We start from the raw sequence: 26,817 nt of genomic DNA, 5'->3' as shown, positions 1-26,817 counted from the left end.
TTATAAGTGAAAAAGTACGGTCAATTTTAGCTCTACAATATCATTAGACCCGATACAATAACGATTTAAATCATGAGGGTTAGAGGTATTAGTAATACGGCCGGGTTCGTTATTAAAGCCAAATGTATACCCAGATAATGCTGCCAATTGACAAGTTCTCTCAGTATAGCAATGCTTTCTCCCTACAGGATAAACGACGGATTCAATTTTTCCCGTGAGGTTATCCTCTATTATTTTCTTAGAGTGCATTAATTCGTACTCTTGGGATACATCAGATAATTGCGATAACATTTGATGTGATAGCGTATGAGAACCAATTTTCATACCTGATGAACTCATCTCTATTAACTGCTCCCAATTCATAAATAGATTATGTTTTTGGTTTTTAAAATCGTCTAAATACGACGAAAATGTCGATCGTATATCGTCTAGCACTTCAATAACTGTAACACTCTGTAATCGCTTAGCGTCATAAATAACACGACTAATAACAGATTCTATTTCGTCTGACTTTAATTCGTAAGTAATAGACTGTGTCGGCAATTGGTAGCTCATACCCTGAGACTTCCTCAAAATATAAGCGATTTCATCCCACCAAGGTATTAAATCATTATTGACAAAATTAGTTGCCACGTAAAAAGTAGCAGGTATATTATATTTTTTTAAAATAGGAAAAGCTTCACTGTAATTATCTATATATCCGTCATCAAATGTTATCAAGGCGTATTTATTGCTTTCACACTTACCTTCTTTGCGAATACTGATTAACTCCTCTGAAGAAATAACCTTAAAGTTAGCTTTAATGAATTGGCATTGTTGATCAAAACCTTCAGCTGTACATGAAAAAACTTCACGGTCAAATTCACAGGTGTTTTTATCCCCTATTCGGTGGTAGTTAAAAACGTATACACCATTCGGAATAAACCTCCACAAAATATTATATAAGCCTGTTAATCTTAATGTTTTTTTAGTTATCTGTTTCAGTCTGTGTCGAAGCATATGGCTTTATACTTATAGTGCTTTAAATAATGGCTTATTAAGTATGAAATCCCTATATAAGTTTGGGTTTCCTTCTTTACCAGCTTCAGCGGCCTTAGCTATGTTATACATTTCTCTTGCCGATACATAATGCAAAAAATAGTTTTCTTTATCATTATATTTTGTTTCTAAATAAGTATGCATTTCATGTCGGGGCTGCCCAAGTAAAGTATCCATATCTCCCTCTTGAGTACCATGCGTATGAATTTTAACAAACACCCACTCAGGCTTACCTTTTACATGAATATGAGAATTTATCCATTGATCTACACGAGATTTAATTGGTGGCATTGTTTTACGAATATCAGAATTTTCGATCCTCGGTAAGCCTTTAGGTGTACGCCATTTCATTGCTAGTCCTAAAGGACCTTGTATAAGCATTAAATCTCCTGATGGATCTTTTCCTACTTCAACATCCACCCCATCATCATGCGCCTTGCATTCGTTTGGTTTTCCAGTTGCATAATAAATAGAATTAATTTTCTTTGTTTGAGCTGGACTCGGGGCTGATGGTAATGTCATATCCACATAACAACCGGTTTCTTTTAATAAACTTAACTCGTTATCAATTCCACACTGGCTTCCGTCTGGTAATGAGTTATCTAATGCCCAATTACCATGTATAAATGCGTACATTATTTGCCCTGTTTCTGGATGTACAGGTAAAGCACCATGATCATGATGCAATGTATGAGCAAAACTTGTCATTACTGCAGAGAAATTTTCAGCAGTATCGTCATGATGGTGTAAATGTATTTCTATTTCACCAAAACCTCTAAAGCACATGTCTGATAATTTAGCTAAATGTTCATGGCGATATTCTTCTTGTGGATAGAAAAAGCAATGCTTTGGCATAATTCCATCGGAATCTTTATGCTGTTCAGCCATTAAAGGATAATCTTTAAACCACCGGTCAACTCTAGCACGTTCAATCTCAATATCATCATTCCTCCACTGCGGTTCATAATGATCAACAAAACAAAATAAAACATGGATAGGTTTGTTCGTGTAAGGTTTATTAAAAAGACCTTTTAAATATGAAAAAAACCAAAGATTCATATTCTTCTTTTTTAATACTAGCCAAAATAAAGTACTTGCGGCTAACAATAATAGTACCGTGATAAAGCCTAACATTATTTAGTTTCCCCTTGTCTTGCTGTTCGTTGCCAACCGCCGTTCTTTTGACCTTTTAAAAATAATAAAAAGCCTTTGCCTAATGCCGTATTCATAGATAAAAAGAAGCTAATAATAGCGACTATACTACCAACTTTAATACCTTGACTAATTTTTTTTGTTCCATGCCATCCAGTTGCATAAAAAGCGATTTGCCCAATCAATAAAATCATATATAAAGGGCTACTTAATAAAAATAAGTTAGATATGAATACTAAAATCATTAAATGAGGCGCATACCATCGAAAAACTTTATGAGACCAATAACAAAAACTAAACCACCCCTGTGTTGGCAATAAAGCCCATAAATTACTATTAAAAGCTTTATAATTACCAACACCAATTCTTACTCGACGACCTACTTCATCATATAAAGATGGGGCAACCTCTTCAGAAGCTATTGCTTTATCATTATATAAAACCTCATAGCCCTGCTTTTTAACATTCATTGCAATACAAAAGTCATCAACAATCGTGTCTTTAGATAAAGGGATATATAACTCTTTTCGAATGGCATAAATAGCACCGTTTGCACCTAATATACCACCTAGCGCAGACTCACATTTTTTAAGGAATTGTTCGTACTTCCAATAGAGACCATCTTTATTTTGGTTACCATCATCGGTAATTAATATAAGCTCGCCAGAAACTGCACCTGTTTTTTCAGAAAAACTGTTTATCAGTATATTAACGGCATTAGTTTCAAATTCGGTATTTGCATCAGTGAAAACTAAGAATTCTGCTTTTGATTCAGAAACCAGATCATTAAGAATTGATATTTTCCCTCGGTTCTCTTCAAAATTAAAGGCTTTAACTCTGGGATCAGTGAAACTTGTAATTATAGCACCGGTATTATCTTTACTACCGTCGGATGCAACAAGAACATTTAAATTGCCTTTATAATTTTGAGCTAAAGCATTTTCAATACGTTCTTTTATACATGACTCTTCGTTATACGCTGCAATAATAATATCAACATCAGGGTATTCTTTAAGATCAGCACTTACAATACTTTTTGGCGTCACAAATATCTTCAACAATAAAGGGAAAATAAAATACGAATATACCAATAGCGCTAAAGAGATCCAAAATAGGGTTAGCATTTTTTTTCCTGAGATTTATTAATTATTCTTGCGGGAATACCAACAACAGTTACATTACTCGGCACGTCTTTAATTACAACAGCATTAGCACCAACTTTAACGTTGTCACCAATAGTAATACCACCAATAATCTTTGCTCCTGCTCCAATAAAAATGTTATTCCCTAATAGCGGAGCTTTGCCTTTTTCGTCACCAATAACTACACCACTTTCAACGGTAATATCGATTCCACCGCATACTTTTGAATTTATAACTACACCTACAGGATGCATTATAACAAAGCCTTTATCAAACGTTGCTTGAGCGCCAATAACACAGCCATTAATCACTCTATTTAACCAAAGGGTAATTAACGCAATAGGAGATAAACGGTACTTCATTAAAAACTGGGTAATTCTGTATAGAAAGTTAGCCGAAGTGCCGTCACTCACTAAGGTTCTAAAGGTAGATACTTGATATCCTTCGCCCATTAAAATTTGTTTTTTACGTTTTATATCACTTTTTAGGTATTGCATTAGGCTACTTCCATTCTTTGTAGAACACACTCTACGTTTTTTTGCCAATCAAACCTTCTCGAATGCTCCAATATTTTACTTTTTTCCCATTCAATAGTTAGAGCTTCGGTAATTGCTTTTTCTAGTTGAGCTGTATTTTTAGATTCAACCAACAATCCTACATCCTCAGTTACTACTTCCGGTATACCGCCAACAGCAGTAGCAACAACGGGAACTCCGCATGCAAAAGCCTCAAGTAATACATTAGGTACGCCTTCTCGGTAGCTTGGCAAAACAAGCAACGAACTGGCTCTAATCTTTTCAGCCACAACATTTAATGGAATTGAACCATGTACATTAATATTTAAACTTTCTGCTTGAGTACATTGGTTAATCGATTCTTTTAACGGACCTTCACCTATAATATCTAGGATTGCATCAGGATGGTATTTTTGCACTTCGGTAAAAGCTAATACAAGCTCATTTAGGCCTTTCGTGGGGATTAAACTACCAACAAATATAATACGCTTTTCATTAGTTGATTGGGTGTTTGGATAAAATATATCTCGATTTACACCGTTATAATTCACAAGTAATTTTTCTTTAGCAATGCCTGTGTTTTCAAGTGAATTAGCTAAAGCTTGGCTGGCACAGAATATAGTATTAGATTTCGAGAGCCATTTTCTCATTAATTTACGTCTTGCAGAGAATAGCGTGTTTTCATTTACATCAGTACCGTGTACTTTTACAAATAAAGGTAATTTTAACCATTTATTGATCATAGATGAAGCTACTGCATCAGGAAATCCCCAAGATGAATATAAAACATCTGATTTTTGTTTTTTCATCCAAGGTAGTTTAAAAAACAATGAAATAGATTGAAAAAAAGGAACCAACCGTCGACCTATTTTGGGGATATAAAAATATGGACAATATTGCAGATTATTATTCGACTTACAGACCCCTCTATTCTTGAACCATTCAGTCCAAGGGAGTAGCAATACAATTTGAACATTATTACTTGTTGCTAATAAGTCGAACTGTTGCTTATTAAAACTTGCTCGATTAGGTCCCCAAGGTACAGGATACAAATTAGTGATTATTAGAATATTTTTACTTTGTGCTGACATTATTTAGCCAGTCGCTCATAAACAGAAATATACTGTTTTGCGGTATTTAACCAGTTTCTCTCTTCGGTCACAAAATCCAATCCAGTTTCACTAATTTGGGTTAAAAGCTCTTCATCATCAATCACGTTTAAAATTGTATTAGCTAATGCTTCACTGTTATCAGCTTCAAATAGAAAACCTGTTTTATTGTGCTCTATAAGTTCACGATGACCACCAATATCAGAAGCAATAACTGGCTTGAATTGTGCCATCGACTCTAACGGTTTAAGAGGTGTCACTAACTCCGTTAATCTGATACTTTCACGAGGAAACACCATCACATTAGCCAGACTATAATAGTCTCCAACATTTTCAAAAGGTACTCTGCCAACAAAAGTGACAAATTTGTCTAAGTTCAATGATGACACTTGTTTCTTTAAGCTCTCTAGCTCATTACCCGCACCTACGAGTAGTAGATGAATATCATCTCGAGTTTTCGAAATAATGTTTATTGCATCGATAGCATATGACAAGCCTTCGTATTTAAAAAAGGTGCCGATAAATGCAACCACTTTTTTGCCAGATAAATTAAGAGACTTTTCAAGTTCAGCATTACGTTTATATAAAGGCTTAAAGTTATCGATATCAACTGCATTAGGTGTTACATAAAGTTTAGATTCAGGAATACCACGCTTTATCAAATCTTCTTTTAAGCCATTACATATACAACTTACCGCATCAGCTTTATCAAAAGCGCTTTGTTCGATGGCTTTAATTGTTTTATATTTTAAGCTACCTTCAGTTGTTTTTCCTGTATCAACAGCAGCATCTTCCCATAAAGCTCTGACTTCGTAAGTCACAGGTATATTGTATTTTTTACCTATTTTAATTGCAGCCAAAGCATTAAACATTGGTGAGTGTGTTTGAATAACATCAGGTTTATCAGCAAGCACAGCTTGCTCTATTCTTTTAGCTAAGTGATTAATGTGATGAAGATAATTAACAAAGGGGATTTTTGTTAGAAAAGATCGAGATACTTGAGTACGTTCATATATAATTCCATCTACATTCTCTTCCATTTCCTTAAAGTCTTGATACCTCTGACTTGTAAGTTGGCTAGTGATAATACCAAGTTTTCTTTGATGTCTAATAATGGCATCAGATCTTAATGAATAACCACTGATATTGGGGCGTGAATATTCTAATATGTGTAAAACTTTCAAATGAAATCCTTAAAACCACGTACAAAACTAAAATTATCGACCTTTACCAAACAAAACTATTTCGACTGTTCTAATTAAAATTAATAAATCTAATAAAAAACTTCTATGTTTTATATAATAAAGATCATATTTAAGCTTTTCTAAAGAATCCTTTTCTGTTGAGCCATATGGGTACTTTAATTGTGCCCAACCAGTAAGTCCGGGTTTTACATTATGTCTCTCATTATAATAAGGTATATTTTTAATTAACTGCTGAACAAATTCAGGTCTTTCAGGACGAGGTCCCACAAAGCCCATATCGCCTCTAATCACATTATAAATTTGAGGTAATTCGTCTACTCGATATTTACGAATAAACTTTCCTATTTTAGTTGTTCTATCATCATTTAATTGGGCCATTTGTGCGCCGTCTTTTTCAGCATCAATTCGCATACTTCTAAATTTTATAATATTAAAAGCTTGCCCATCTAAACCTACTCGTTCTTGAAAATAAAAAACAGGAGCTTTAAGCCCTTCATCAAGTTTAATTAATATAGTAGTTATAAGCATCACAGGCCAAGTGATTAAAAGAAGAGTAAACGCCATACTCGCATTAAAAAACCAGTCTAATGTATTACGTAAATGATTAGCTGAAGAGAAACCGTTAGAGTATATAACCCAGCTAGGGTATATGAGATTGACAGCAATTTGCCCCGTTTCTCTTTCTATAAAGTCTAAAATTTCAGTAATTTCAACACCGCGTATTTTGCAGGCAAATAACTCATCAACGGGTAAGTTGTTTCGTCGTTCATCACTCGCAACTACAATTTCATCTATTTCATGTTCTAATGCGTAGTTAACTAAAGAACCATCAAACTCAATACGATTTTCATTAACAACGCCTGCATCTAAATCACCTTCCATCACAATAAAACCATGCACATGAAAGCCTTGTCGATCAACATCTCTTCTCATTCTTTTTTCAATAATAGATGCCCTTTCGCCTGCGCCTAAAACTAATATCTTTCTTTTATTGAAACCAAAAAAGTCCAGCTTTAATGTAATATAACGAAACCCTCCTCCTAAAACTAAACTCATGAGTGAAGACATCGCTAAAATATCGACAGGCAAAGATTTGTTACCATAAAAAGGATTAATCAAAGTAACGATAAAAAAACCAATAGCAACAGCTACTAATAATCGCCTAGCTACACCACGAAAATTCTCACGAAGTTTTGAATCGTATAAACCTAATGCTAGAGAAGAAAGTTGAACAACTAGAGCGAAGACAAAAGCATAAATAAAGAGTGTGTTAATTGGAGTATTTATATTATCAATAAAATGAAAAAAGTCATTGATATAAACGGTAAGTAATAACGCTCCCGCAAATAAAAGCAATTCAACTAATACTATTGTTTTACTACCCGTAGACAGATCTTGAAACTTAGGACTAGACATATGAAATTAACATTCCCTTATGAAATATGCTTATAATGCTCTGAAATTGGTGCATATTAGAATTCATAGCAATACAAATGTAAAGATACTAACTTGCTTATAGTATCAATTTAATTAATTATTTAACATCAATTAAATAATGTGCATCACAACCGAAAATAAAATACAATCACATGAATATCTACTATTTAAATTTTGATAAAAAGGTTACCACCATGGAAAATCGCTGGATTAAAAAATTAATACTTACAATTTTGATATGCTCAACCCAGTTCTTATCTGGTTGTAGCTCTAACACGCTTCCCCCAGCTACGGTACATTCTTCTACTACAGTAGATGTATCATCTTATAAATATTTAATTGGTGCTGGTGATGTTGTTAACATTTTTGTTTGGCGTGAGCCTGAGGTTTCAGGCACATTTACTGTTAGACCTGATGGTATGATAACAACTTCTTTAGTTGAAGATATTAAAGTTTCAGGTAAAACACCTACTGAATTAGCAAGAACTATAGAAACAGTATTAAGCACTTACGTTAAAGAGCCTGTTGTAACAGTTACTGTTAACGAATTTAATGGACCTTTCAGCGAGCAAATACGTGTTATAGGTGAAGCAACATCACCTCGCGCAATTAACTATAAACAACATATGACTTTGCTCGATGTTATGATTGGTGTAGGCGGATTAACAGAGTTTGCAAATGGAAATGGTGCTTTACTAGTTCGAGTAGAAAACGGCGTGCAAAAACAATATCAAGTTTTCATTGAGGACTTGATTAAAAACGGTGAAATATCTGCCAATGTGGACGTTCTACCCGGCGATATTATTGTGATCCCTGAAACTTGGTTTTAAATATAATTATAACGAATAAAATTTACTACTATTTTATCCCATATTTAGAGGTAGGGAATGCAAGAAATAATTGAACAGATACTAGATTATCTGAAAGGTATTTGGGTAAAACGTAGATATTTAATGATATCGACTTGGATTATTTGCCCTATTGGTTGGCTATTTGTTGCCCAGCTAGATGATGTGTATGAATCTGAAGCCATCGTTTTTGCTGATACTCAATCTATTCTAGGCCCATTGCTAAAAGGCATAACAATTGAAACTAATACTGAAGCTCAAATTCAGTTAATGGTAAAAACTTTACTCAGCCGTGCAAATTTAGAACGTATTACTCGTATGACAGACTTTGATGTGCGTGTTAAAAACGATAAAGAATATGAAGAGCTCATTGACGATTTAAAAGAAGATATAATTATTAAGAAAACGGGTGGAAAACGCCAAAATATTTTCAAAATATCTTTCGAAGATAAAGATCCTGAAATGGCTCGAGATGTTGTTCAAGCAGTGCTTACTGTATTTATCGAAACAACGATAGGTGAAAATAGAAACGATTCTGATTCCGCACAAAAATTCTTAACTACTCAAATTAATGAATATGAAAGTAGATTATTAGCTGCAGAAAACCGATTAACTGATTTTAAACAAAAATATAATGATGTTTTACCTAATCAATATGGTGGGTATTATCAAAAACTGACTATTGCAAAGGATCAGTTAAAAGGTATTGAACTTGGTTTACTAGAAACTCAGACTCAACTTAAATCCGCTAAAGCTCAATTACCCGATAAAAACACAGAAAAAAATCAAGCACCCGATAATATTAAAAACAATAATTCTATTGAAACTACGTATGACGAACGCATATCTGAACTTGAAACATCACTTGATAGTTTACTTGTTAGATATACGAATAAACACCCAGATATTATTGAAATACAAAACAGATTATCGCACCTTAAAAAGCAACGAAGTGATGAAATTGAAAAATATTTAGCCACATCTACGGATGAAAATGCTAATTATTCATTGAGTCAAAGTCCTGTTACTCAGGGTATACTCATGCAAATTAATCAATTAGAAAACCAAGTCGCTTCATTTACAGTTAGAGCAGAAAATTACAGAAAAGAAGTTGCTGATTTAGAGAGTAAAATACATATTCTTCCTGAGATAGAAGCTGAATTGGTTGCCCTAAACAGAGGGTATAATATTACAAAAGAGAAATACGAAGAATTATTAACTCGAAGAGAAACAGCCCAATTAGCTAAACAAGCTGATGACTCTAATAGTAAGATTAAATTCAACGTAATTGAACCACCTCGTGCACCTGCAGAACCAACAGGCCCAAAAAGATTGTTACTTACAATTGCAATGTTAGTTTTAGGGGTTGGTGCAGGAACTGGCTTATCGTTATTGGTTAGTCAAATTAATCCAGTGGTGACCTCAAGTAGTCAAGTATCAAGATTAACTGGCATCCCTATTTTTGGTGTGGTTTCTGCGTCAGAGCATTTAGGACTACAAAAATGGCATAAAAAGAAAACACTGATATTTATATTTTCTAATGCTTTATTATTACTCTTGCTATGCGTTTTTATTGCATATGCACTTTATCCTGAAATGATTAAAGCACCGTTAAGAAGGATTTTTTAATTTATGAGTACTATAGAAAAAGCCTTAGCTAAACAAAATAGTGTCGATACTCCTAAAGTTGAAGTGTCAGTTCAAGAAAATAAGTATGTAGAACCTTCTACACATTCTCTAGAACATATGTCAGAACCATTAAAGATAGATAAAGCGTCGTTAGCTGAACGAGGATATCTCATTGATACAGGTTCTAGACAAAGTATCAAAGACGAATTTAGACAGATAAAGAGAAAGTTATTAAATAATGCTTTTGGATCAGCATCTAAAACCTTAGATAATAGTAACCTTGTTATGGTCAGTAGCTCAAAGCCTAATGAAGGGAAAACCTTTGTTTCAATTAACCTTGCCCTCAGCATCGCTTTAGAACAAGATAAAACAGTTTTATTGATAGATGCTGACGTATTAAGACCTAGTATAAACAGAGAACTAGGCGTTGGTAATGTACCTGGACTAATAGAATATTTATTAGGCCAGAAAGAAGGGGTTGCTGACATAATTTATAATACAAATATTGATAAATTAAAAATAATACCTGCGGGGGAACCCCACCACTTATCAAATGAATTATTAGCTAGTGATAAAATGGAATCGTTAGCTAAAGAGCTAGCTGAGCGGTATCCTGATAGAATAGTGATTTTTGATTGTCCTCCTCTCATTGGTGTAACAGAAACACTTGTGCTTGCTAATTTAATGGGGCAAGCACTTGTCGTTGTAGAAGAATCTAAGACACACTTATCAGACATTCAAAAAGCTACTGAAAATTTAAATGACGATTTAGCTTTAGGTTTAGTTTTAAATAAAGCAATAAAATCCCATAAGGATATGTATGGCTACTATGGCTATGGATATGGTTCGAAAGCATAAATATATATTAGTTACTCTTTTATTGGGAACACCCTCATTAGTTTTATCTAATGAGTGGTCTTTTGATCCTGCAATTAAAATAAATGAAACATACTCCGATAATGTTAATTTTGATAATCAAAATGAAGAATCGAGTTTTGTCAATCAGACGGGGTTAAGCTTAAATTCAGAATATCGTGCTTTATATGCATCATATAATTTAGACGCTGACGTACTGTACGCAACATATAGTCATAATAGTGATAATAACGATAGCTTTCTAACACTAAACGGCGACTTTAACATTCAATTATGGCCAAATGGAATATCTTTAGTAGGCTCAGCTTCGATCGAAAACCAAACACGAAACAGTATGACAAATGCTTATGCTGATATAGTATCAGGGAATACGGTGCAAGTAGAACAATACTCAAGTGGGCTAAGTTATACTATTGATAATAGCGAATATAAATTATCTTCAAATTTAATTTATAACACAACCAAAGCGGAAGACAATATTAGCGAGCAGGATGGTTACTCCGCAACTCTAAATTCAAAAAATGGAACTAATACCAATTATATTTTCTGGGACCTAACCAATAACTATAACGAACGTACGAGTCATACTCGTAGTAGTCGCTCATATCAAAGTGAAATAAAAATAGGTTATATTACACCATACAAATTTAACCCATTTATTCGATATTATGATGAAGATAATTCAGGTAACTTAGGATCTAACCAAAATATTGAATCTAACTCTTATGGGGCTGGCTTACGTTGGCAAGTAACCCCACGTTTTATTGTGGATTTATCGTATAATGTCCCTTTAAATAAAGATAAATTAAGTGAGTCTGAACCAGATTCTAAGCAAATTGACAATTACTATGACTTGAAAATAAATTGGCAGCCCACAATAAGAACAACATTAAGTGCTAGTGTTTCACAACGTTTTTATGGGAATAGTTACGACTTAAGCTTAAGCCATGTCAATAAACGTTTTACTAATACAATAATATATAAAGAATCAATTGATACATTTACCCGTGATAATTTCGCCCCTGTAAATGAGGGGGTTTTTCTATGCTCTCAGCAAAGTGAGACTTTCTCTTACTCACAATGCTTAATTAGTAATGCTAACGAATTAAATACAGACTCTCTAACAGCAATATTCAGCACACGCCTTGTTGAAGACGACGAGTTTTCTTTAAATAAAAAGCTTAATTGGATTTCTTCTTTAACCCTTAGCCGAACAACTATCAAAATAAACCTACAAAGAAATGAACGTTTAAATCTACAGACTGATATTGAAGATTTACGACAAAATGCAGATTTTTCAATATCTAGAAAAGTCAGTGGTTATTCAACTATCGATTTATCTGTGGCATATACTGAAACTCGAAATTTCCTTAATTTACCTCAAGCACAAGATAATCAATATAGGTATTACAAGGTTAATTACAATAGAAAGCTCAATAAAACACTCTCATTTGACATAAATATAAGCCATTTGAATAGAACATCTGATCCTGCAGCATTTGTGTATAAAGAAAATCGTATAAGTTTAGAATTGAAAAAGGTTTTATAGCAGTATGTACGAAAGTTATTATGGATTTAAAGAGCGCCCTTTTCAGCTTAGTCCTGATCCGCGTTTCTTCTTCGCATCTAATCATCATCAACGGGCAATGTCTTATCTACAATATGGATTAGATCAAGGTGAAGGATTTATCGTTATTACAGGTCCTATAGGCACAGGTAAATCTACACTTGCCCGTAATCTTTTAAATAATATTAAAGACTCCAAAATTGTTGCTGCACAACTTGTTACTACCAAGCTTAATCCGCAAGAGTTATTAGAACTGGTTATCTCAGAATTTAATATACAAACTAAAGGGAACAGCAAAGCAGAATTACTTCAAGCCATTGAGAAGTTTTTAATTTCTTTACATCAACAAGGTAAAAAGGCATTACTGTTAGTGGATGAAGCACAAAACTTACCACTGGAAACCGTCGAAGAATTGAGAATGTTGTCTAACTTTCAACTAGACAACAAACCTCTTATTCAAAGCTTTTTATTAGGGCAAGAAGAATTAAAGGGGATCATTCAAGCACCATCAATGGAGCAATTTAGACAACGTATTATCGCTTCAGCCCATTTGAAACCACTAACAGTTGAAGAAGTTAAAGAGTATATCAACCATCGACTTCAACAAGCAGGCTGCACTAAAGAAAACGTATTTTCTGAATCTGCCTTTGGCATTATTCATGAAAAAACATTAGGTGTACCACGAAAAATCAATATCTTTGTTGATCGTTTATTACTTTTTGGCTTTTTAGAAGAATTATCATGTATTGATGATAAAGCAATTAATGAAGTTGCTCTAGAGATGGAAGTAGAGCTCACTGGATCTATTAACAATAATATTTTAGAAAGTAATGAGCCGTCACAGCAACAAGCTATTGTTAATTCACCTGATAAGGCAGAAAATATTAAAGACATTTTGCGAGAAGTTGAAGAAATACTCGAAACCTCAATTAAACAAAAAATAAAAATGGCGAGGTATGTCGATAAACTGCTTAAGCATAAAAATAGACTGTATGCTGAAACAAATTTTGATGATAAAAAATAAAGTCATGATAAAAGAGCTTAATTTTAAGCTCTTTTTAATTTATAACTAGCAATCACCTTTACTCCTATCTTAGCTATAATACGCATCGACAGCCTTTGAATATTACGAGATTTTTATGAAAGTATGGATCCATTTTGTTAGAGCGCCTATTCGCGTAATATCCATAAGTAAAAGGCGTACCCATTCAAAACTAAAGCGCCAAATGGTAGGGCTGAAATTAGCGCTTTCTCAAGAAAAAGCTGAAACTAAAGAGATGTTAAGTACTTACAAAAAGTACACTCGAAGACAAGCCACTCCTGAAGAAATGGTAAACGCTAATAAACAATTTATAGATATATTAAAAGGTTTAGGATTAGGTGTATTTGCGGTTTTACCTTTCGCACCTATTACCATACCAATACTTATTAAAGTAGGGAAAATGGTTGGTGTAGATATTTTACCTAGCTCGTTTAATCGAGATAAAAAAACAAAATAAGCACCTGTATTACCTAATATAATATTATTTCAAATAACTTATAGATTGATCAGTCACACACTGAGTAAAGCTTTTTTTCCGCTCTTCTTTAGATAAAGAAGAAATAGCCTTTTTCACTAGTTTAATTCTTGCTGCTTTTTCATCTTGAGGTAAATCATCTAGCTGATCATGGAAGCACCCTAATAGCCCGTAATTAATAGCAGTATCTGAACTTACTAACTCTCCACCCAAACAACTTTCAAGCTTCTCAGCTAATCTTTCTTTACTCATTTTAGTGATAAGCGTATCTAAGGTGTATTTACCGTAAGCGTTATTATTAGCGTTATTACATGCAAATAAAATATCTGCCACAGCGACTATTGGAATTAGATTATTATGCTGTTCGTTAAACTTATTTTTTAACCACTGCTGATGCTCTGTTAGCTCTTTTTTTTGGGGGTCTTCAGCTGATAAAGCCTTAAAGTTAAAGGTAAGTGATGTTGCAATTATAGTTAACGTTAATATAAAAAATTTCATATGAGAACTTATCCATTAAAACTTACCACTATTTTACTAAAAACAAGAACAAGTTCATATTCCAATTTATAAATGATACTTCTCATTCATAGCACCCCATGGTTAAATAACACAATATCATTAGTAAAACAGATCTTAGGCGAAATCGATTATGTTTAAACGGGTTATTCTTTCATGTTTTATTTTTATTGCTCTAACAAGCAGTAGCTTTGCTCAAGACGCACCTGAAGAGTTGCAGCAATTATTACAGCAACATAAAGGAAGTGTCATTTATGTTGATTTTTGGGCCTCTTGGTGTGGCCCATGTCGTAAATCATTTCCATGGATGAATGAAATACAAAAAAAACACGAAAACTTAAAAATTATAAGCGTTAATGTTGATTATGAAAAAAACCTAGCGACAGAATTTCTAAGCAATGTACCGGCAAACTTCCCTATCATTTACGATCCCAAAGGTAAAATAGCCAAAAAGTACAAACTAAAAGGCATGCCGAGCAGTTATATATATAGTAAAGCAGGACAACTTGTTAGCTCTCACGTAGGATTTACTGAATCTAAACAAAAAAAATACGAAGAAGAATTACAATACCTTTTAGCTCAGTAAAGCGTTAACACTAACAAGCAACCCAAGTATTAGTCACTAAGGTTTTACCTTGGTGAATTATGCTTCCAGTAAAACAATCTTTTGCATTAATAACCCCAACCCCTTTTGGGGTTCCTGTCATCACTACATCTCCATCTTCTAGGGTCATAAATGATTGTAACTCTGCTAATATTTCTGCAGGAGAATACATCATTAAACTAACATATCCTTGTTGAGTTAATACATTATTTATTGTGAGTTGAACTTCGTAATTACTCCGCATATCCTCAATCAGGATAAACTCACTAAAAACTGCCGCACCATCAAACGACTTAGCTCGCTCCCATGGTAAACCTTTCTCTTTTAAGCGACTCTGTAATTTACGCTTAGTTAAGTCTAAACCAAAACCTATTGCCGTAAACGTCCCTTTTTCATACACAAAGCAAATTTCTCCCTCGTAATGCAATGGCTCATCATGTACTGAAATTAACCCTGTGCTAATCGATGAGTTAGGCTTAGTGAACACCACCATGTTTTCTGGTATTTCGTTACCTAATTCAGCAATATGTTCTACATAATTCCTTCCTATACATACAATTTTTGAAGGTATTACTGGCTTTCCATTAATCTTAATTTCATTCAAAATATTTACCTTAAATTTCTAATGCTTTATTGACCAAATTAGCTATCGCTAAACTTGCCGTAAGTCCCGGAGATTCAATACCAAACAAATTAACCAAACCTTTAATACCGTGTTTAGTTTCATCTTGAATGATAAAGTCATTAAACTGATTTTTATTTAATTTAGGTCGAATACCCGCATAGGCAGGCTGTAATTTACTTCCATCAATTAAAGGAAAGTAGTTTTGTATTGCTCGTACAAACTCTCCTTTTAACAATTCAGGAACAGTATAATCTATCTCGTTAATAAACTCGGTATCTGGGCCAAACTTTAATTGCCCTGACATATCAAGTGTTGCATGAATACCTAAGCCATTTTCAGACGGTACAGGATAAACTAAATGCTTGAATGGGCTTACGCCTGAATACGAAAAGTAATGTCCACGGCAAAAATTAACCTTAGGGATAAACTCTTCAGGTAATGAACTAATACATCTGGCAACTTTATCAGCATGCAAGCCTCCGCTATTGATTAAGTTCCTACATTGAAATGTAAAAGCTTCCCCCTGACAACTCACCTTCACTATAAAACCATTTGTGATCACTTCAACATTCATGAGTTCGGTCAATGGTGAAAATAATGCGCCATTAGCTTCCGTTTCCGCAAGTAAACTTTGCATAAAACTATGTGAATCTATAATACCTGTTGATGGGGAGTATAGTGCTGTAGTCGATTTTACTTGAAGCTCTAAATTATTAACCTCTCTACGACTTAATATTTTTAAGTCTGAAACATGATTCGCTTTTGCTTTACATAAAATATCACTAAGTAAACTATCTTGCTCATTGTCAGTTGCGACAATAAGTTTACCGATACGAGAAAAGGGGATATTTCGACTCGTGCAATATTGATAAAGTTGTTCTTTACCTTCAACACAAAATTTGGCTTTTAGTGTATTTTCAGGGTAGTAAATACCGGCATGAATCACTTCACTGTTACGACTACTGGTTTCTTCACCAAAAGAAGTGTTCTTATCAATAATTAATACATTAGATAAAGTTTTACTCAGCTGAGCTGCTATAGCTAAACCAACAACACCTGCACCCACTATAAGTGTATCAACAGTTTCCAAGCGTCCTCTGAATAAATTTACAAAATAAATTAATCATACCAGTTTAATTAGTGAGATTGGTATGACTAAAATAGAACCTACACTCAAAAAGCTTTTTTATTCATGTATTACTAAGTACTATACTGATGCCATATCACGATGCGGATGAATAACTGATTACACGATAGTTTGACTCATTGCAAACATGCACCGATAAATAAATAACAATAAAAACAAAATATTAGGTATTAATTATGATCAAAAGAGCCATGGATATTATTATTTCATTAATAACCTTATCTTTATTATTTCCTGTGATACTTTTTACCGCGGTCATATTATTTAGCCTTAAGTGCCGTCCTGTTTTATTTAAACAACCTAGACCTGGATTAAACAACCAAGTATTTAACATGTATAAATTTCGTTCAATGAACGACATGACAGATAGTAGCGGCGAGTTATTACCCGATAGTGAACGTTTAACACCATTCGGTAAATTAATACGCAATACCAGTATCGATGAATTGCCTGGGTTATGGAGTGTATTAAAGGGCGATATGAGTATCGTCGGGCCTCGTCCTTTATTAGTTGAATATCTTCCCTTATATACAACGGAACAAGCTCGTAGGCATAACGTAAAACCCGGTATCACTGGCTGGGCACAAGTAAACGGACGTAATACCCTTTCTTGGGAAGAAAAATTCGCATTTGATGTCTGGTACGTTGATAACCGAACTCTTTGGCTAGACATTAAAATTATATTTATGACGATTAAAAAGGTTTTTGCTCAAGCAGATATCAATGCATCTGGCGAAGCAACTATGACTAAATTTAAAGGCTAAGGATTAAATATGAGTACATTAATTATCATAGGTGCAGGTGGTCACGGAAGAGTTGTTGCCGATTGCGCACAACAAATAAATACATATCAAGAAATATACTTTTTAGACGACAGCTTCCCTGAACGTAAAAACAATAGCATTTGGGACATTATTGGCAAAATAGATAAATATACTCGTTACCTTGATAACGCTGATTTTATTGTGGCCTTTGGCAACAACAAACTTCGCCAACAAATGCTAAACACCTTGATCAGCGCAAACGCAAAAATTGCTTCTTTAATTCACCCCCGTGCTTACATAAGCCCGCATTCAACTATTGAAGCAGGTGTTGTAGTATTCGCTCAATCTGTTATCAACATTGGCAGTACCGTTAAAACCGGTTGCATAATTAATACAGGAGCAACGATAGACCACGACTGCACAATAGAAGCTATGGTACATATATCCCCAGGAGTAAATATTGCTGGAGGAGTCACCGTTGGTGAGCGTTCATGGATTGGTATTGGAGCATCCGTTATAGAAAGCATTGCACTGGCACCCAATACACAAGTTGCAGCCGGCTCAAGCATTATTAAAGCAACACAAAAAAATTCGCTATACGCTGGTGTACCTGCTGTTTTTAAAAAATCTATTCCATCAAAAAATAATTTATAGGAAAAATCGTGCTAAATACTGAGTTTTCACCTTGGCCTAATTTTACAGAAGAAGAGATAACAGCAGTATCTAAGGTACTTGCTTCTAATAAAGTAAATTATTGGACAGGAGACGAAGGAAGAAAGTTTGAAACCGAATTTGCAGCTTATACCGACTGTAAATACGCGGTAGCCCTTGCTAACGGAACTCTCGCATTAGATCTCGCATTACACGCTTTAAATATTGGGCACGGTGATGAAGTTATTGTTACTTCAAGAACCTTCATTGCATCTATTAGTAGTATTGTAAATGCAGGCGCAACGCCAGTGTTTGCAGATGTAGAGCTTGATAATCAGAACATTAGCGCTCCAACAATTTCGACGGTATTAACCGATAAAACCAAAGCCATAATTTGCGTACATCTTGCTGGTTGGCCATGTGAAATGGACGACATTATGGCATTAGCCGAAACACATAACCTGTTTGTAATTGAAGATTGTGCGCAAGCTCACGGAGCAAAGTATAAGGGCCGTTCTGTTGGTAGTATTGGCCATATCGGTGCTTGGTCTTTCTGCCAGGACAAAATAATGACGACAGGTGGCGAAGGAGGCATGCTTACAACAAATAATGAAAAATTATGGCGTAAAGCATGGGCTTTTAAAGATCACGGAAAATCGTATCAAGCCGTATACGAAACCGAACATCCTCCCGGATATCGGTGGTTACATGAATCCTTTGGTACCAATTGGCGTCTCACTGAAATGCAATCGGCTATTGGTCGTATACAAGTAAAACGCATGCCGCAATGGACAAAAATCAGAACACAATATGCGAAAGAAATTTTTAAAGTGTGCGAGAGCTATAACTTTATTAATGTCCCCAACATACCTGATTATATCGAACACGCTTTTTATAAATGTTACATTACGATAACTCCTGAAAAATTACCTAATGCATGGAGTAGAGATAAAATTATTAGTGCGATAACAGAACTCGGAGTGCCCTGTTATACAGGGAGCTGTTCAGAGGTTTATAAAGAAAAGGCTTTTGAAAATACCCCCTATTTACCTAAAAACTCCCTTAAAAACGCTCAAATTCTTGGTGAAACATCATTAATGTTCTTAGTTCACCCAACATTAAAAAACAATGAAATATCAAAAACTTGCAAAGTATTAAAAGAGGTTTTCGATCAAATACAATCACTTTAACTTTTTTATATGAAAAAAAAGCATGACAACACCCTAAAAAATTGTGAAGATATTGTTACTATAGTGTTACATGGATGTCCTATTTTACTAATAAAAACAATAAAAAAGGCGTTGTATCATGATCAGAAAAATAGATCTCATTCCGAGTTATCTAAAATTTATTATGGGTGTTGGTTTTGACCTTTTAGCGTTATCCATTGCGTTCTTTTTGGCTTATTTTATACGCATGGGCCTTAATAACACAGCATTTACATTATCTGAACTTTATGTGTATCTAACAATTACTTTATCTACACTCATACTCTTTACTTATTTCGATGTATATCGGTCTGTTGTACGCTACTTCAACGCTAAAGCTTTTCTTAAAATATTCATCATATTAATATGTACTACAGCTATTTTTTATCTAGCGGGTTATATTTTTGATGCCTTTATTCCCCGCTCAGTACCTATTGTATTTTTTGTACTCGCTATTTTACAAATTACCAGCGTTCGGGCTTTATTTGGCATTATATTTGAAAAAAATCTCTTTAATGAACGAGAAGGCGTAGTTATCTACGGGGCAAGTACAACAGGACGAGAACTTGTTAATGCCTTAACGCTAGGAAAAAAATATCAGCCTCTCGCTTTTATCGATGAAAAAGCGCGCTACCAAAACCGAAATGTTTTAGGTTTACATGTTTATTCTCATAAAAAAATAGGCAACTTACTTAAAAGGTTTGGCAAATTCAAAGTCCTTATTGCCGTCTCTAATGTTGACCCACACCGACTTAAAGAAATTGTTACAGCATTAGAGCCTCATGCACTGGAGCTACTAACCGTCCCTACCATGTCAGATATGGTTTCAGGTAAACGAAGTATTGATCAATTACGTGAAATATCTGTTAAAGAATTACTAGGAAGAAAATCCGTTAAACCTGTGCCTGAATTACTCTCGGCCAACGTGACTAACAAAGTGGTTATGGTGTCCGGCGCCGGCGGCTCAATAGGTAAAGAACTTTGCCGACAAATACTATTAAATACACCTAAAAAATTGGTTTTACTAGATATCAGCGAAGCTTTTTTGTATGAAATTCATCAAGAACTTACTGAGCTCCTTGCCGAAACTAATAATCCTTTGGAAATCGTTCCGCTTATAGGAAATGTGCAAAATGACGCCTTAATGAAATTTATTTTTAACCAACAACAAGTCCAAACTATATATCACGCTGCTGCTTATAAGCATGTTCCTATGGTTGAAGGTAATGTCATAGCTGGCGTTAGTAATAATGTTTTTGGTACCTATGCTATAGCAAAAGCCGCTGTCGCGAGTAAAGTCGAAACATTTGTTCTTATTTCAACAGACAAAGCAGTAAGACCTACTAATGTTATGGGCGCAACAAAACGCATGGCAGAACTGGTATTACAGGGCCTTGCAAACAAACAAGGTGAAACACGCTTTGCCATGGTGCGTTTTGGCAATGTACTCGGTTCTTCTGGCTCTGTTGTGCCTTTATTTAAAAAACAAATTGAACGTGGTGGCCCTATAACCATTACTCATCCCGATATTATTCGATACTTTATGACCATACCTGAAGCTGCTCAGTTAGTTATTCAAGCAGGAGCCATGGGTAAAGGCGGCGATGTATTTGTATTAGACATGGGTAGCCCAGTCAAAATTGTAGATCTAGCTCATAAAATGACTCATTTAATGGGATTTACCATCAAAAATGATGATAACCCTATGGGAGACATTGCTATTGAATACAGTGGCCTAAGACCAGGAGAAAAACTTTACGAAGAGTTACTGATTGATGATCATGCCCAACAAACGTCCCACGAACGTATATTAACGGCAAATGAAAAATCTATACCTTGGGATGATGTCATCACTATCCTTGAGCATTTAACCCAAGCCATTACTAATGAAGACGACAAGCAAATTCGACAAATACTACTCAATGCTCCATTAGGTTATAACCCTTCAACAGCAAAACAGAAAGAGCAAACACTTTCACAATTTACAGACACACCTTCTATTCTAGAGCCTAAAATACCAGAGCCAGAATTAATTGGTGCTGTTTAGCAGAACTCCTTCCTCTGCTATTTTCTAATCAATAACCATGCTTGAGCATAATCAGGCATGGTTTTATTAGCCTGATGGTAATCATCCCAACCTTTGTAACTATCAACCAATAAATCTAGCTGAAATAAGTTATTGTCAAATGCGCCGCCTTGATCCGCTAAAATGCCCATTCTACTTACCTGCTCACCTTCTTGAATAAAGCTCACTAAAAAAAGCTTTCCTAAGCCTAAGTCTTTAACATTACCAGCAAAAGTTACATGAGGTTTTACAGCGATTTTACTCGCCAATGTTTTCCCGTACCCCATAATGCTAGGCACTTCAGCAAAGTACCAGTAACGCGCTTGCTCTCTTTTACCTATACTATAATCATAAGCAATGCCGTTATTACGATGTACATTAAAATAACGTATTTCGTTATTTACCGTCAGCACGCCTGTGCCCTGCAATAACACATCGTGTAACGACTCTTCGTTTATCCATACCAAAGGTTTAGCTAAATTATTTTTTAATAACGCGCCAGCAATAACCTCTTGTCGAGTATATTTAAATCGCGTTAGGGCTTTGTTCTCATTTGCTTGTTCAAGTGAAAGCCCCTTTTCATCATAAGGTAAAGCATACAAAGCTTGATTAAACTCCGCTGTTTTTACAGGACTCGCTGATAATGTTTTAGTGTAGTATTTAGTTAAAAATATTTGATCATTAGGAATGTTATTCAACAATCTTGATTTAACCTCATTATTACTTTTTTGTGCGATAGCTTTCGCTGTTTTAACATCTGGCATCCAGCGGTAAAAAGTAAAATGCTGTTTTAAAAACTCAATATTATGTAATCGACTTTGTCTTTTAGCTCTTACATCACCACGATAAGTGTCGCAAATAAACGTTAAGGTATCTTTAACTTGCTGTAGTGATATTTTATCTTCAAATACATGCCCTACTTTTACCGCAAAGGTATCTTCAGCATAGGTATTTAAATAGTGTTGTGTATTGTCAGCAACATCACACAACTGGCTAGCTTTAAAGTTTTTCATCCCCCCTAAACTAGGATCTTTAACAGCCATAAAAGTAAACGCGAATGAGGTATGAGAAAATAAAATAACCAATAACAATAAAACTTTATTTAGCATGGAATGCCCTAAATTAATGAAGTGTTCAAGAATAACCAACATACTAGCGTAAATACAATGACCTGACTATTTTGCTCTATCTTTGCCCCAACCAAAACAAACTGTCATAATAGCCCCATCATTACTACTGGTTTTAACTTATGACTATTGAAAATACTTTACGCGAAAAACTACAATCTGAATTCTCTCCACTCTTTTTAGAAATTGAAAATGAAAGTCATAATCATGGTGGTAGTTCTACTACAAGTCACTTCAGAGTTGTTATCGTAACCGACGCCTTTGAAGGCTTACGACTTATTGGCAGACACCGCAAAATAAACTCCTTATTAGCCCATGAACTTGCCAACGAAATACATGCATTAGCACTACATACGTTTACCCCAAAAGAATGGGAAGAAAAAGAACAAAAAGCAGCGCTATCGCCAGCATGTGCAGGTGGTTCAAAAGCTTAATATGAAAGTCAGTGCTGCTTTATCAAAATCGCCTATTGAAAAAATCCGCCTTGATAACCACAGCATTTATATAAAACGAGACGATTTACTTAACCCTCATTTCTCAGGTAATAAAGCGCGTAAATTTGCTTATTACCTTGAGCACAGCTCAACAAGCACAACTAAACTCGTTAGCTATGGTTCAATTCAAGCCAACTCTTTATATTCTCTAGCGGCACTAGCCCACATAAAAGGTTGGCAGCTTGATTATTATGTTAGTCGTATTCCTGAGTGGTTAAAAAATTCTACCTTAGGTAATTACGGACAAGCCTTAACTTTAGGCGCAAAAATTATTGAAGTTGATAGCTCCTTGCTTACCGACTCAAATAACCTTGATGGCTATATGCATCAGTATGCTGAAACCTTACCTGAAACCTCATTATTTATTCCAGAAGGTGGGCGAAGCCGTCACGCCCGTATAGGTGTTTACACTTTAGCAAAAGAAATAGCTGACTATTGCAATACTCATAAGCTTTTTGAAGAAAATACCTTTGCAAAAACTAACCAAGCACAAGTTATGTTACCTTCAGGTACTGGCACTACCGCGTTATTTTTACAAACTTGGTTTAAAGAAAACAACCACCCCATTAAGGTATTAACCTGTGCGTGTGTTGGTGATAATGCCTACCTAAAAAAACAATTTAATCAACTAAATCCTAATCAAACACAATGGCCAACCATCATTTCTAGCCGTAAAAAGTTTCACTTTGGGCAACTCAATAAAAACCACTATTTATTATGGCAACGCCTACTTAAAGAAACAGGTATTGAGTTTGAATTACTTTACGATCCTATTGGTTGGCATTGCTTACTTGATTACTTGTCAAATAACTACGCATCAAACAATAACTCAACTATTCCAACCTTTTATATTCATCAGGGGGGATTAGTGGGTAATCAAACCATGCTCCCCCGCTACCAACGTAAATACCCTGAACTGTTTTAAACAATTTTCTAGCTTTTATTTAAAAGAATAAAGCTATTTAATATCGCCTTTGGTAAAATTAAGCTTCTAAAACCTTTTATTCAATCAGCCAAGGATAGCTTTCATGCCATCAAAATCATTACCTCTTTATAAACGCATACTATTTACAATACTTGCTTTTATATTTGCGCTTTACTGTTTAATTTGGGTGCTTTCTTCGCCTATTATTAAACATTTTGCGAAAGAGCCTTTGGCTGAATACGGGTTAACGCTTTCGTCTGATTCTACAATTAGCTTTAATCCGTTTTTAACACGTATTACCGTTGCTGATTTAGCCTTATTAAAAAACAACAGCCCCGTGTTAAAAGCTGAACATTTAGCTTTACAACTTGCACTACACAAAATTCCTTTTGATATTATTAAATTAGAAGAATTTTCTATCAGCGGTGTCCTCGTTAATGTTGAAAAAACTAACGACGATTTATGGGTAGCAGGTGTAAACCTTACACCTAAAAGCACCGAGTTAGATCCGCAAACCAAACCTGAAATAGAAGCAACCACCGAAAAAAATAAAGAAAGCACATCCACAGAACCATTACCTTACCAAGTGGTATTAGATAACTTAGTCTTATCTAATACCACTATCGACATTTTGTTAAACGGTTCACCACATACTTTCGATATTAAAGAACTACTGATCAGTAATATTAACGCAAGCCAAACTCAACAATCGGCTAACCTTAAACTCAACGCTTTATTTGATAAGGCAACAATCAAGCTAACCAGCGAGCTCAATTTACAGAATAATGAAGGCGATATAAGCAGTGAGTTAATAGTAAGTAAGTATTCACTTAACAACATAAAACATTTAATAGAACCTGTTGAATCACTTGACGGTTTGTTTTCATTTTCAAGTACTCAAAACGTAAAAATCACCTCACAAAGTATGGATATTACGGTTAAACAAGCCGAGTTAAGTACTGAAAATGTGATCACAAGTACTAAAGAACAAAACATTAGTTTAGAAAATTTAGTTTATAGCATGAACGATTTTTCAATGAACATTGCTAACAATGAGCTTGAAAAAAATCAGTTCAAAGCTATCACAGGTAAAGCCCAACTCACCTTAAAAAATGCTTTAGTTGAAGCCTTGCCAAGCAATAATGAGAAAAGCGAAAACGACAAATCACAACAAATACTATCATTCGCACAACTTAACGTTAATAACATTACGCCTAAACTATCTGCAGCGTCAGAAAGTGACTTAACATTAACGCCATCAGTATTTATTGAATCGCTTGATCTAAACCAATTACTTTTCTCTCAAAATACAACAAACGAATTACCACCGGTTGCAACAATTAATAATATTAATATAAGTGATATAACAGGCTCAGCCGAAGCACTGTCGATCAACGAAATTAATATTGATAGCATAGCAAGCCATATTATTTTAAATAAAGAAAAAGCCTTAGCAAACCTTGTTACTTTAACGCCAGCGAACGAAGCAGAAAACGAAGCAGCTCAGCAAGTTGAACAAACAGCAAAAACTGAGGGAGCAGCTACAAGCTCTCCTAAAGCACCTGAAACAACCACTCAAAAGCCGTTTTACATTAGCGTAAACGCTTTCAATGTCATTAATAAAAACCAAATCGACTTTATTGATAACAGTGTCAATCCCATTTACAAACGCAGCTTCATGATTGATGAACTTACTATGGGTAAACTCAGCAACTTACAAGAAAACACAGAAGCTAAAACACCTATAACATTAAAAGGTCGTAGTAACGAATATGCAAACTTCGCGTTTAACGGTTTTATTCAGCCTTTCGCAAAGAAAAAAATCTATCACATTAAAGGTGATTTAAACGAACTATCATTACCTGATGTTTCAACCTACATGAAAGACGCCTTAAAACTTGAATTAAAAAGTGGTCAACTCAATACAAAACTTGATGTTACTTTAATAGACGACGATATAGATGGTGATGTAAGCATTAACATTAACGGCCTTGAAACAGCTGCTGCCAACAACCACGAAACAAATTTAGTAAAAGACCAAGTAGGCATACCGTTTAACGTAGCTTTAGGTATGCTTAAAGACGGCAACGGCGACTTAATACTTGATGTACCACTGTCAGGTAAAACATCGTCACCTTCGTTTGGTATTAGTAGTTTTATTGCGCTTATTACTAAAAAAGCCGTAATGTCAGCAACTCAAGATTACTTAATGACAACCTTTGTGCCTTACGCAAATATAGTATCTGTCGCAATGACGGCCGGAGAGTTTATATTAAAATTACGCTTTGAAGATTTACCTTATGAACCTAAACAAATCACTCCCAACGAAAAACAGGCTGAATACATAAAACAATTTATTGCAGTAATGAAAGATCAAAAGAACACCCGCGTAAAAATTTGTGCCATCAGCACACCTTCAGATATTGGTTTACCTGCTAAACACAAATTATCGGAAGCTGATATCAAAGCACTAAAAACAATAGGTGATGAACGTGAAAGAGCATTCAAATCAAGTGTAGTACAAGACAAACAAATAGAAACGGGTCGAATATTACTCTGTACACCTCAAATAGATAATAGTGAAGGTGCTATACCGAGAATGGTTATATCGGTTTAATAGCCATTTAACCCCGTCACCAATCAAGATACGTAATGC

25 protein-coding genes are annotated in these 26,817 nt (G+C 34.7%); 14 read left to right on the top strand and 11 right to left on the bottom strand.

The features are described from left to right. The 7 genes from AC0L5Q_RS15330 to AC0L5Q_RS15300 all read right to left on the bottom strand — a co-directional run bounded on the left by AC0L5Q_RS15330 (position 1) and on the right by AC0L5Q_RS15300 (position 7,577). Entirely contained in the window at positions 1–999 is a 999-nt protein-coding gene (locus AC0L5Q_RS15330) for a polysaccharide deacetylase family protein (RefSeq protein ID WP_473610756.1), read from the bottom strand. 12 nt (positions 1,000–1,011) lie between these two features. Then, positions 1,012–2,172, bottom strand: a complete 1,161-nt coding sequence (locus tag AC0L5Q_RS15325; RefSeq protein ID WP_473610752.1) for a hypothetical protein — start codon at positions 2,170–2,172, stop codon at positions 1,012–1,014. Beyond that, positions 2,172–3,236, bottom strand: a complete 1,065-nt coding sequence (locus AC0L5Q_RS15320; protein WP_473610748.1) for a glycosyltransferase family 2 protein — start codon at positions 3,234–3,236, stop codon at positions 2,172–2,174. Before AC0L5Q_RS15320 ends, AC0L5Q_RS15325 begins: the two co-directional genes overlap by 1 nt. Positions 3,237–3,307: 71 nt before the next feature. Beyond that, the gene (locus tag AC0L5Q_RS15315) at positions 3,308–3,829 is read right to left on the bottom strand and encodes a serine O-acetyltransferase (RefSeq protein ID WP_473610745.1); all 522 of its coding nucleotides are present in this window, start codon (positions 3,827–3,829) and stop codon (positions 3,308–3,310) included. Next, positions 3,829–4,938: a glycosyltransferase gene (locus tag AC0L5Q_RS15310; RefSeq protein ID WP_473610741.1), complete on the bottom strand. Its 1,110-nt coding sequence runs from the start codon at positions 4,936–4,938 to the stop codon at positions 3,829–3,831. The genes AC0L5Q_RS15315 and AC0L5Q_RS15310 overlap by 1 nt, the downstream gene beginning before the upstream one ends. Beyond that, positions 4,938–6,140, bottom strand: coding sequence for a TIGR04063 family PEP-CTERM/XrtA system glycosyltransferase (locus AC0L5Q_RS15305; RefSeq protein WP_473610740.1), 1,203 nt, complete (start codon positions 6,138–6,140; stop codon positions 4,938–4,940). The genes AC0L5Q_RS15310 and AC0L5Q_RS15305 overlap by 1 nt, the downstream gene beginning before the upstream one ends. 33 nt (positions 6,141–6,173) lie before the next feature. Further along, positions 6,174–7,577: a TIGR03013 family XrtA/PEP-CTERM system glycosyltransferase gene (locus AC0L5Q_RS15300; protein WP_473610736.1), complete on the bottom strand. Its 1,404-nt coding sequence runs from the start codon at positions 7,575–7,577 to the stop codon at positions 6,174–6,176. Positions 7,578–7,792: 215 nt separating this feature from the next. Here AC0L5Q_RS15300 and AC0L5Q_RS15295 point away from each other — a divergent pair, with 215 nt between their 5' ends. The 6 genes from AC0L5Q_RS15295 to AC0L5Q_RS15270 all read left to right on the top strand — a co-directional run bounded on the left by AC0L5Q_RS15295 (position 7,793) and on the right by AC0L5Q_RS15270 (position 14,017). Beyond that, positions 7,793–8,428 (top strand): XrtA/PEP-CTERM system exopolysaccharide export protein, encoded by a 636-nt coding sequence (locus AC0L5Q_RS15295; RefSeq protein WP_473610733.1) that lies wholly within the window; start codon positions 7,793–7,795, stop codon positions 8,426–8,428. Between the two features lie 57 nt (positions 8,429–8,485). Then, positions 8,486–10,075 carry an XrtA system polysaccharide chain length determinant gene (locus AC0L5Q_RS15290; protein WP_473610721.1) on the top strand — a complete coding sequence of 530 codons (1,590 nt, stop codon included), beginning with the start codon at positions 8,486–8,488 and terminating at the stop codon, positions 10,073–10,075. A gap of 3 nt (positions 10,076–10,078) precedes the next feature. Then, on the top strand, positions 10,079–10,933 hold the full coding sequence (locus tag AC0L5Q_RS15285) for an XrtA-associated tyrosine autokinase (protein ID WP_473610717.1): 855 nt from the start codon (positions 10,079–10,081) through the stop codon (positions 10,931–10,933). Beyond that, the gene (locus AC0L5Q_RS15280) at positions 10,896–12,500 is read left to right on the top strand and encodes a TIGR03016 family PEP-CTERM system-associated outer membrane protein (protein ID WP_473610714.1); all 1,605 of its coding nucleotides are present in this window, start codon (positions 10,896–10,898) and stop codon (positions 12,498–12,500) included. The genes AC0L5Q_RS15285 and AC0L5Q_RS15280 overlap by 38 nt, the downstream gene beginning before the upstream one ends. A gap of 4 nt (positions 12,501–12,504) precedes the next feature. Continuing rightward, positions 12,505–13,542 (top strand): XrtA/PEP-CTERM system-associated ATPase, encoded by a 1,038-nt coding sequence (locus AC0L5Q_RS15275; protein ID WP_473610710.1) that lies wholly within the window; start codon positions 12,505–12,507, stop codon positions 13,540–13,542. Positions 13,543–13,657: 115 nt separating this feature from the next. Beyond that, positions 13,658–14,017 (top strand): hypothetical protein, encoded by a 360-nt coding sequence (locus AC0L5Q_RS15270; RefSeq protein ID WP_473610706.1) that lies wholly within the window; start codon positions 13,658–13,660, stop codon positions 14,015–14,017. 24 nt (positions 14,018–14,041) lie between these two features. On the opposite strand, the gene AC0L5Q_RS15265 is transcribed toward AC0L5Q_RS15270, so the two are convergent. Then, entirely contained in the window at positions 14,042–14,533 is a 492-nt protein-coding gene (locus AC0L5Q_RS15265; RefSeq protein WP_473610703.1) for a hypothetical protein, read from the bottom strand. 151 nt (positions 14,534–14,684) lie between these two features. Between AC0L5Q_RS15265 and AC0L5Q_RS15260 the strand changes: the two genes are divergently transcribed. Then, a complete protein-coding gene (locus AC0L5Q_RS15260) occupies positions 14,685–15,137 on the top strand; it encodes a TlpA family protein disulfide reductase (protein ID WP_473610699.1) in 453 nt (150 codons plus the stop codon). 10 nt (positions 15,138–15,147) lie between these two features. On the opposite strand, the gene AC0L5Q_RS15255 is transcribed toward AC0L5Q_RS15260, so the two are convergent. Both AC0L5Q_RS15255 and AC0L5Q_RS15250 read right to left on the bottom strand, forming a co-directional pair. Beyond that, a complete protein-coding gene (locus tag AC0L5Q_RS15255; RefSeq protein WP_473610696.1) occupies positions 15,148–15,759 on the bottom strand; it encodes a fumarylacetoacetate hydrolase family protein in 612 nt (203 codons plus the stop codon). 10 nt (positions 15,760–15,769) lie between these two features. Continuing rightward, positions 15,770–16,870 carry an NAD(P)/FAD-dependent oxidoreductase gene (locus tag AC0L5Q_RS15250; RefSeq protein WP_473610691.1) on the bottom strand — a complete coding sequence of 367 codons (1,101 nt, stop codon included), beginning with the start codon at positions 16,868–16,870 and terminating at the stop codon, positions 15,770–15,772. 233 nt (positions 16,871–17,103) lie between these two features. Between AC0L5Q_RS15250 and AC0L5Q_RS15245 the strand changes: the two genes are divergently transcribed. The 4 genes from AC0L5Q_RS15245 to AC0L5Q_RS15230 all read left to right on the top strand — a co-directional run bounded on the left by AC0L5Q_RS15245 (position 17,104) and on the right by AC0L5Q_RS15230 (position 21,597). Further along, entirely contained in the window at positions 17,104–17,691 is a 588-nt protein-coding gene (locus AC0L5Q_RS15245) for a sugar transferase (RefSeq protein ID WP_473610688.1), read from the top strand. Positions 17,692–17,700: 9 nt separating this feature from the next. Continuing rightward, complete coding sequence (locus tag AC0L5Q_RS15240) at positions 17,701–18,345, top strand: acetyltransferase (protein ID WP_473610685.1); 645 nt, start codon at positions 17,701–17,703, stop codon at positions 18,343–18,345. 8 nt (positions 18,346–18,353) lie between these two features. Next, positions 18,354–19,532: a DegT/DnrJ/EryC1/StrS family aminotransferase gene (locus AC0L5Q_RS15235; protein ID WP_473610681.1), complete on the top strand. Its 1,179-nt coding sequence runs from the start codon at positions 18,354–18,356 to the stop codon at positions 19,530–19,532. Positions 19,533–19,650: 118 nt separating this feature from the next. Beyond that, a complete protein-coding gene (locus AC0L5Q_RS15230) occupies positions 19,651–21,597 on the top strand; it encodes a polysaccharide biosynthesis protein (protein ID WP_473610677.1) in 1,947 nt (648 codons plus the stop codon). Positions 21,598–21,614: 17 nt separating this feature from the next. Here AC0L5Q_RS15230 and AC0L5Q_RS15225 read toward each other — a convergent pair whose 3' ends face one another. Further along, positions 21,615–22,724: an MltA domain-containing protein gene (locus tag AC0L5Q_RS15225; RefSeq protein WP_473610674.1), complete on the bottom strand. Its 1,110-nt coding sequence runs from the start codon at positions 22,722–22,724 to the stop codon at positions 21,615–21,617. Between the two features lie 140 nt (positions 22,725–22,864). On the opposite strand from AC0L5Q_RS15225, the gene AC0L5Q_RS15220 reads away from it, so the two are divergent. The 3 genes from AC0L5Q_RS15220 (at position 22,865) to AC0L5Q_RS15210 (ending at position 26,778) form a co-directional block, all read left to right on the top strand. After that, on the top strand, positions 22,865–23,176 hold the full coding sequence (locus tag AC0L5Q_RS15220) for a BolA family protein (RefSeq protein ID WP_473610670.1): 312 nt from the start codon (positions 22,865–22,867) through the stop codon (positions 23,174–23,176). Between the two features lies 1 nt (position 23,177). Then, entirely contained in the window at positions 23,178–24,161 is a 984-nt protein-coding gene (locus AC0L5Q_RS15215; protein WP_473610668.1) for a 1-aminocyclopropane-1-carboxylate deaminase/D-cysteine desulfhydrase, read from the top strand. Positions 24,162–24,264: 103 nt separating this feature from the next. Continuing rightward, complete coding sequence (locus AC0L5Q_RS15210) at positions 24,265–26,778, top strand: DUF748 domain-containing protein (protein WP_473610665.1); 2,514 nt, start codon at positions 24,265–24,267, stop codon at positions 26,776–26,778. Positions 26,779–26,817 lie beyond the last annotated feature (39 nt).

It is taken from the genome of Pseudocolwellia sp. G5-9 (assembly GCF_055808995.1).
The sequence above is the reverse complement of the archived record's forward strand: the minus strand, read 5'-3'. Positions and strand labels throughout refer to the sequence as shown.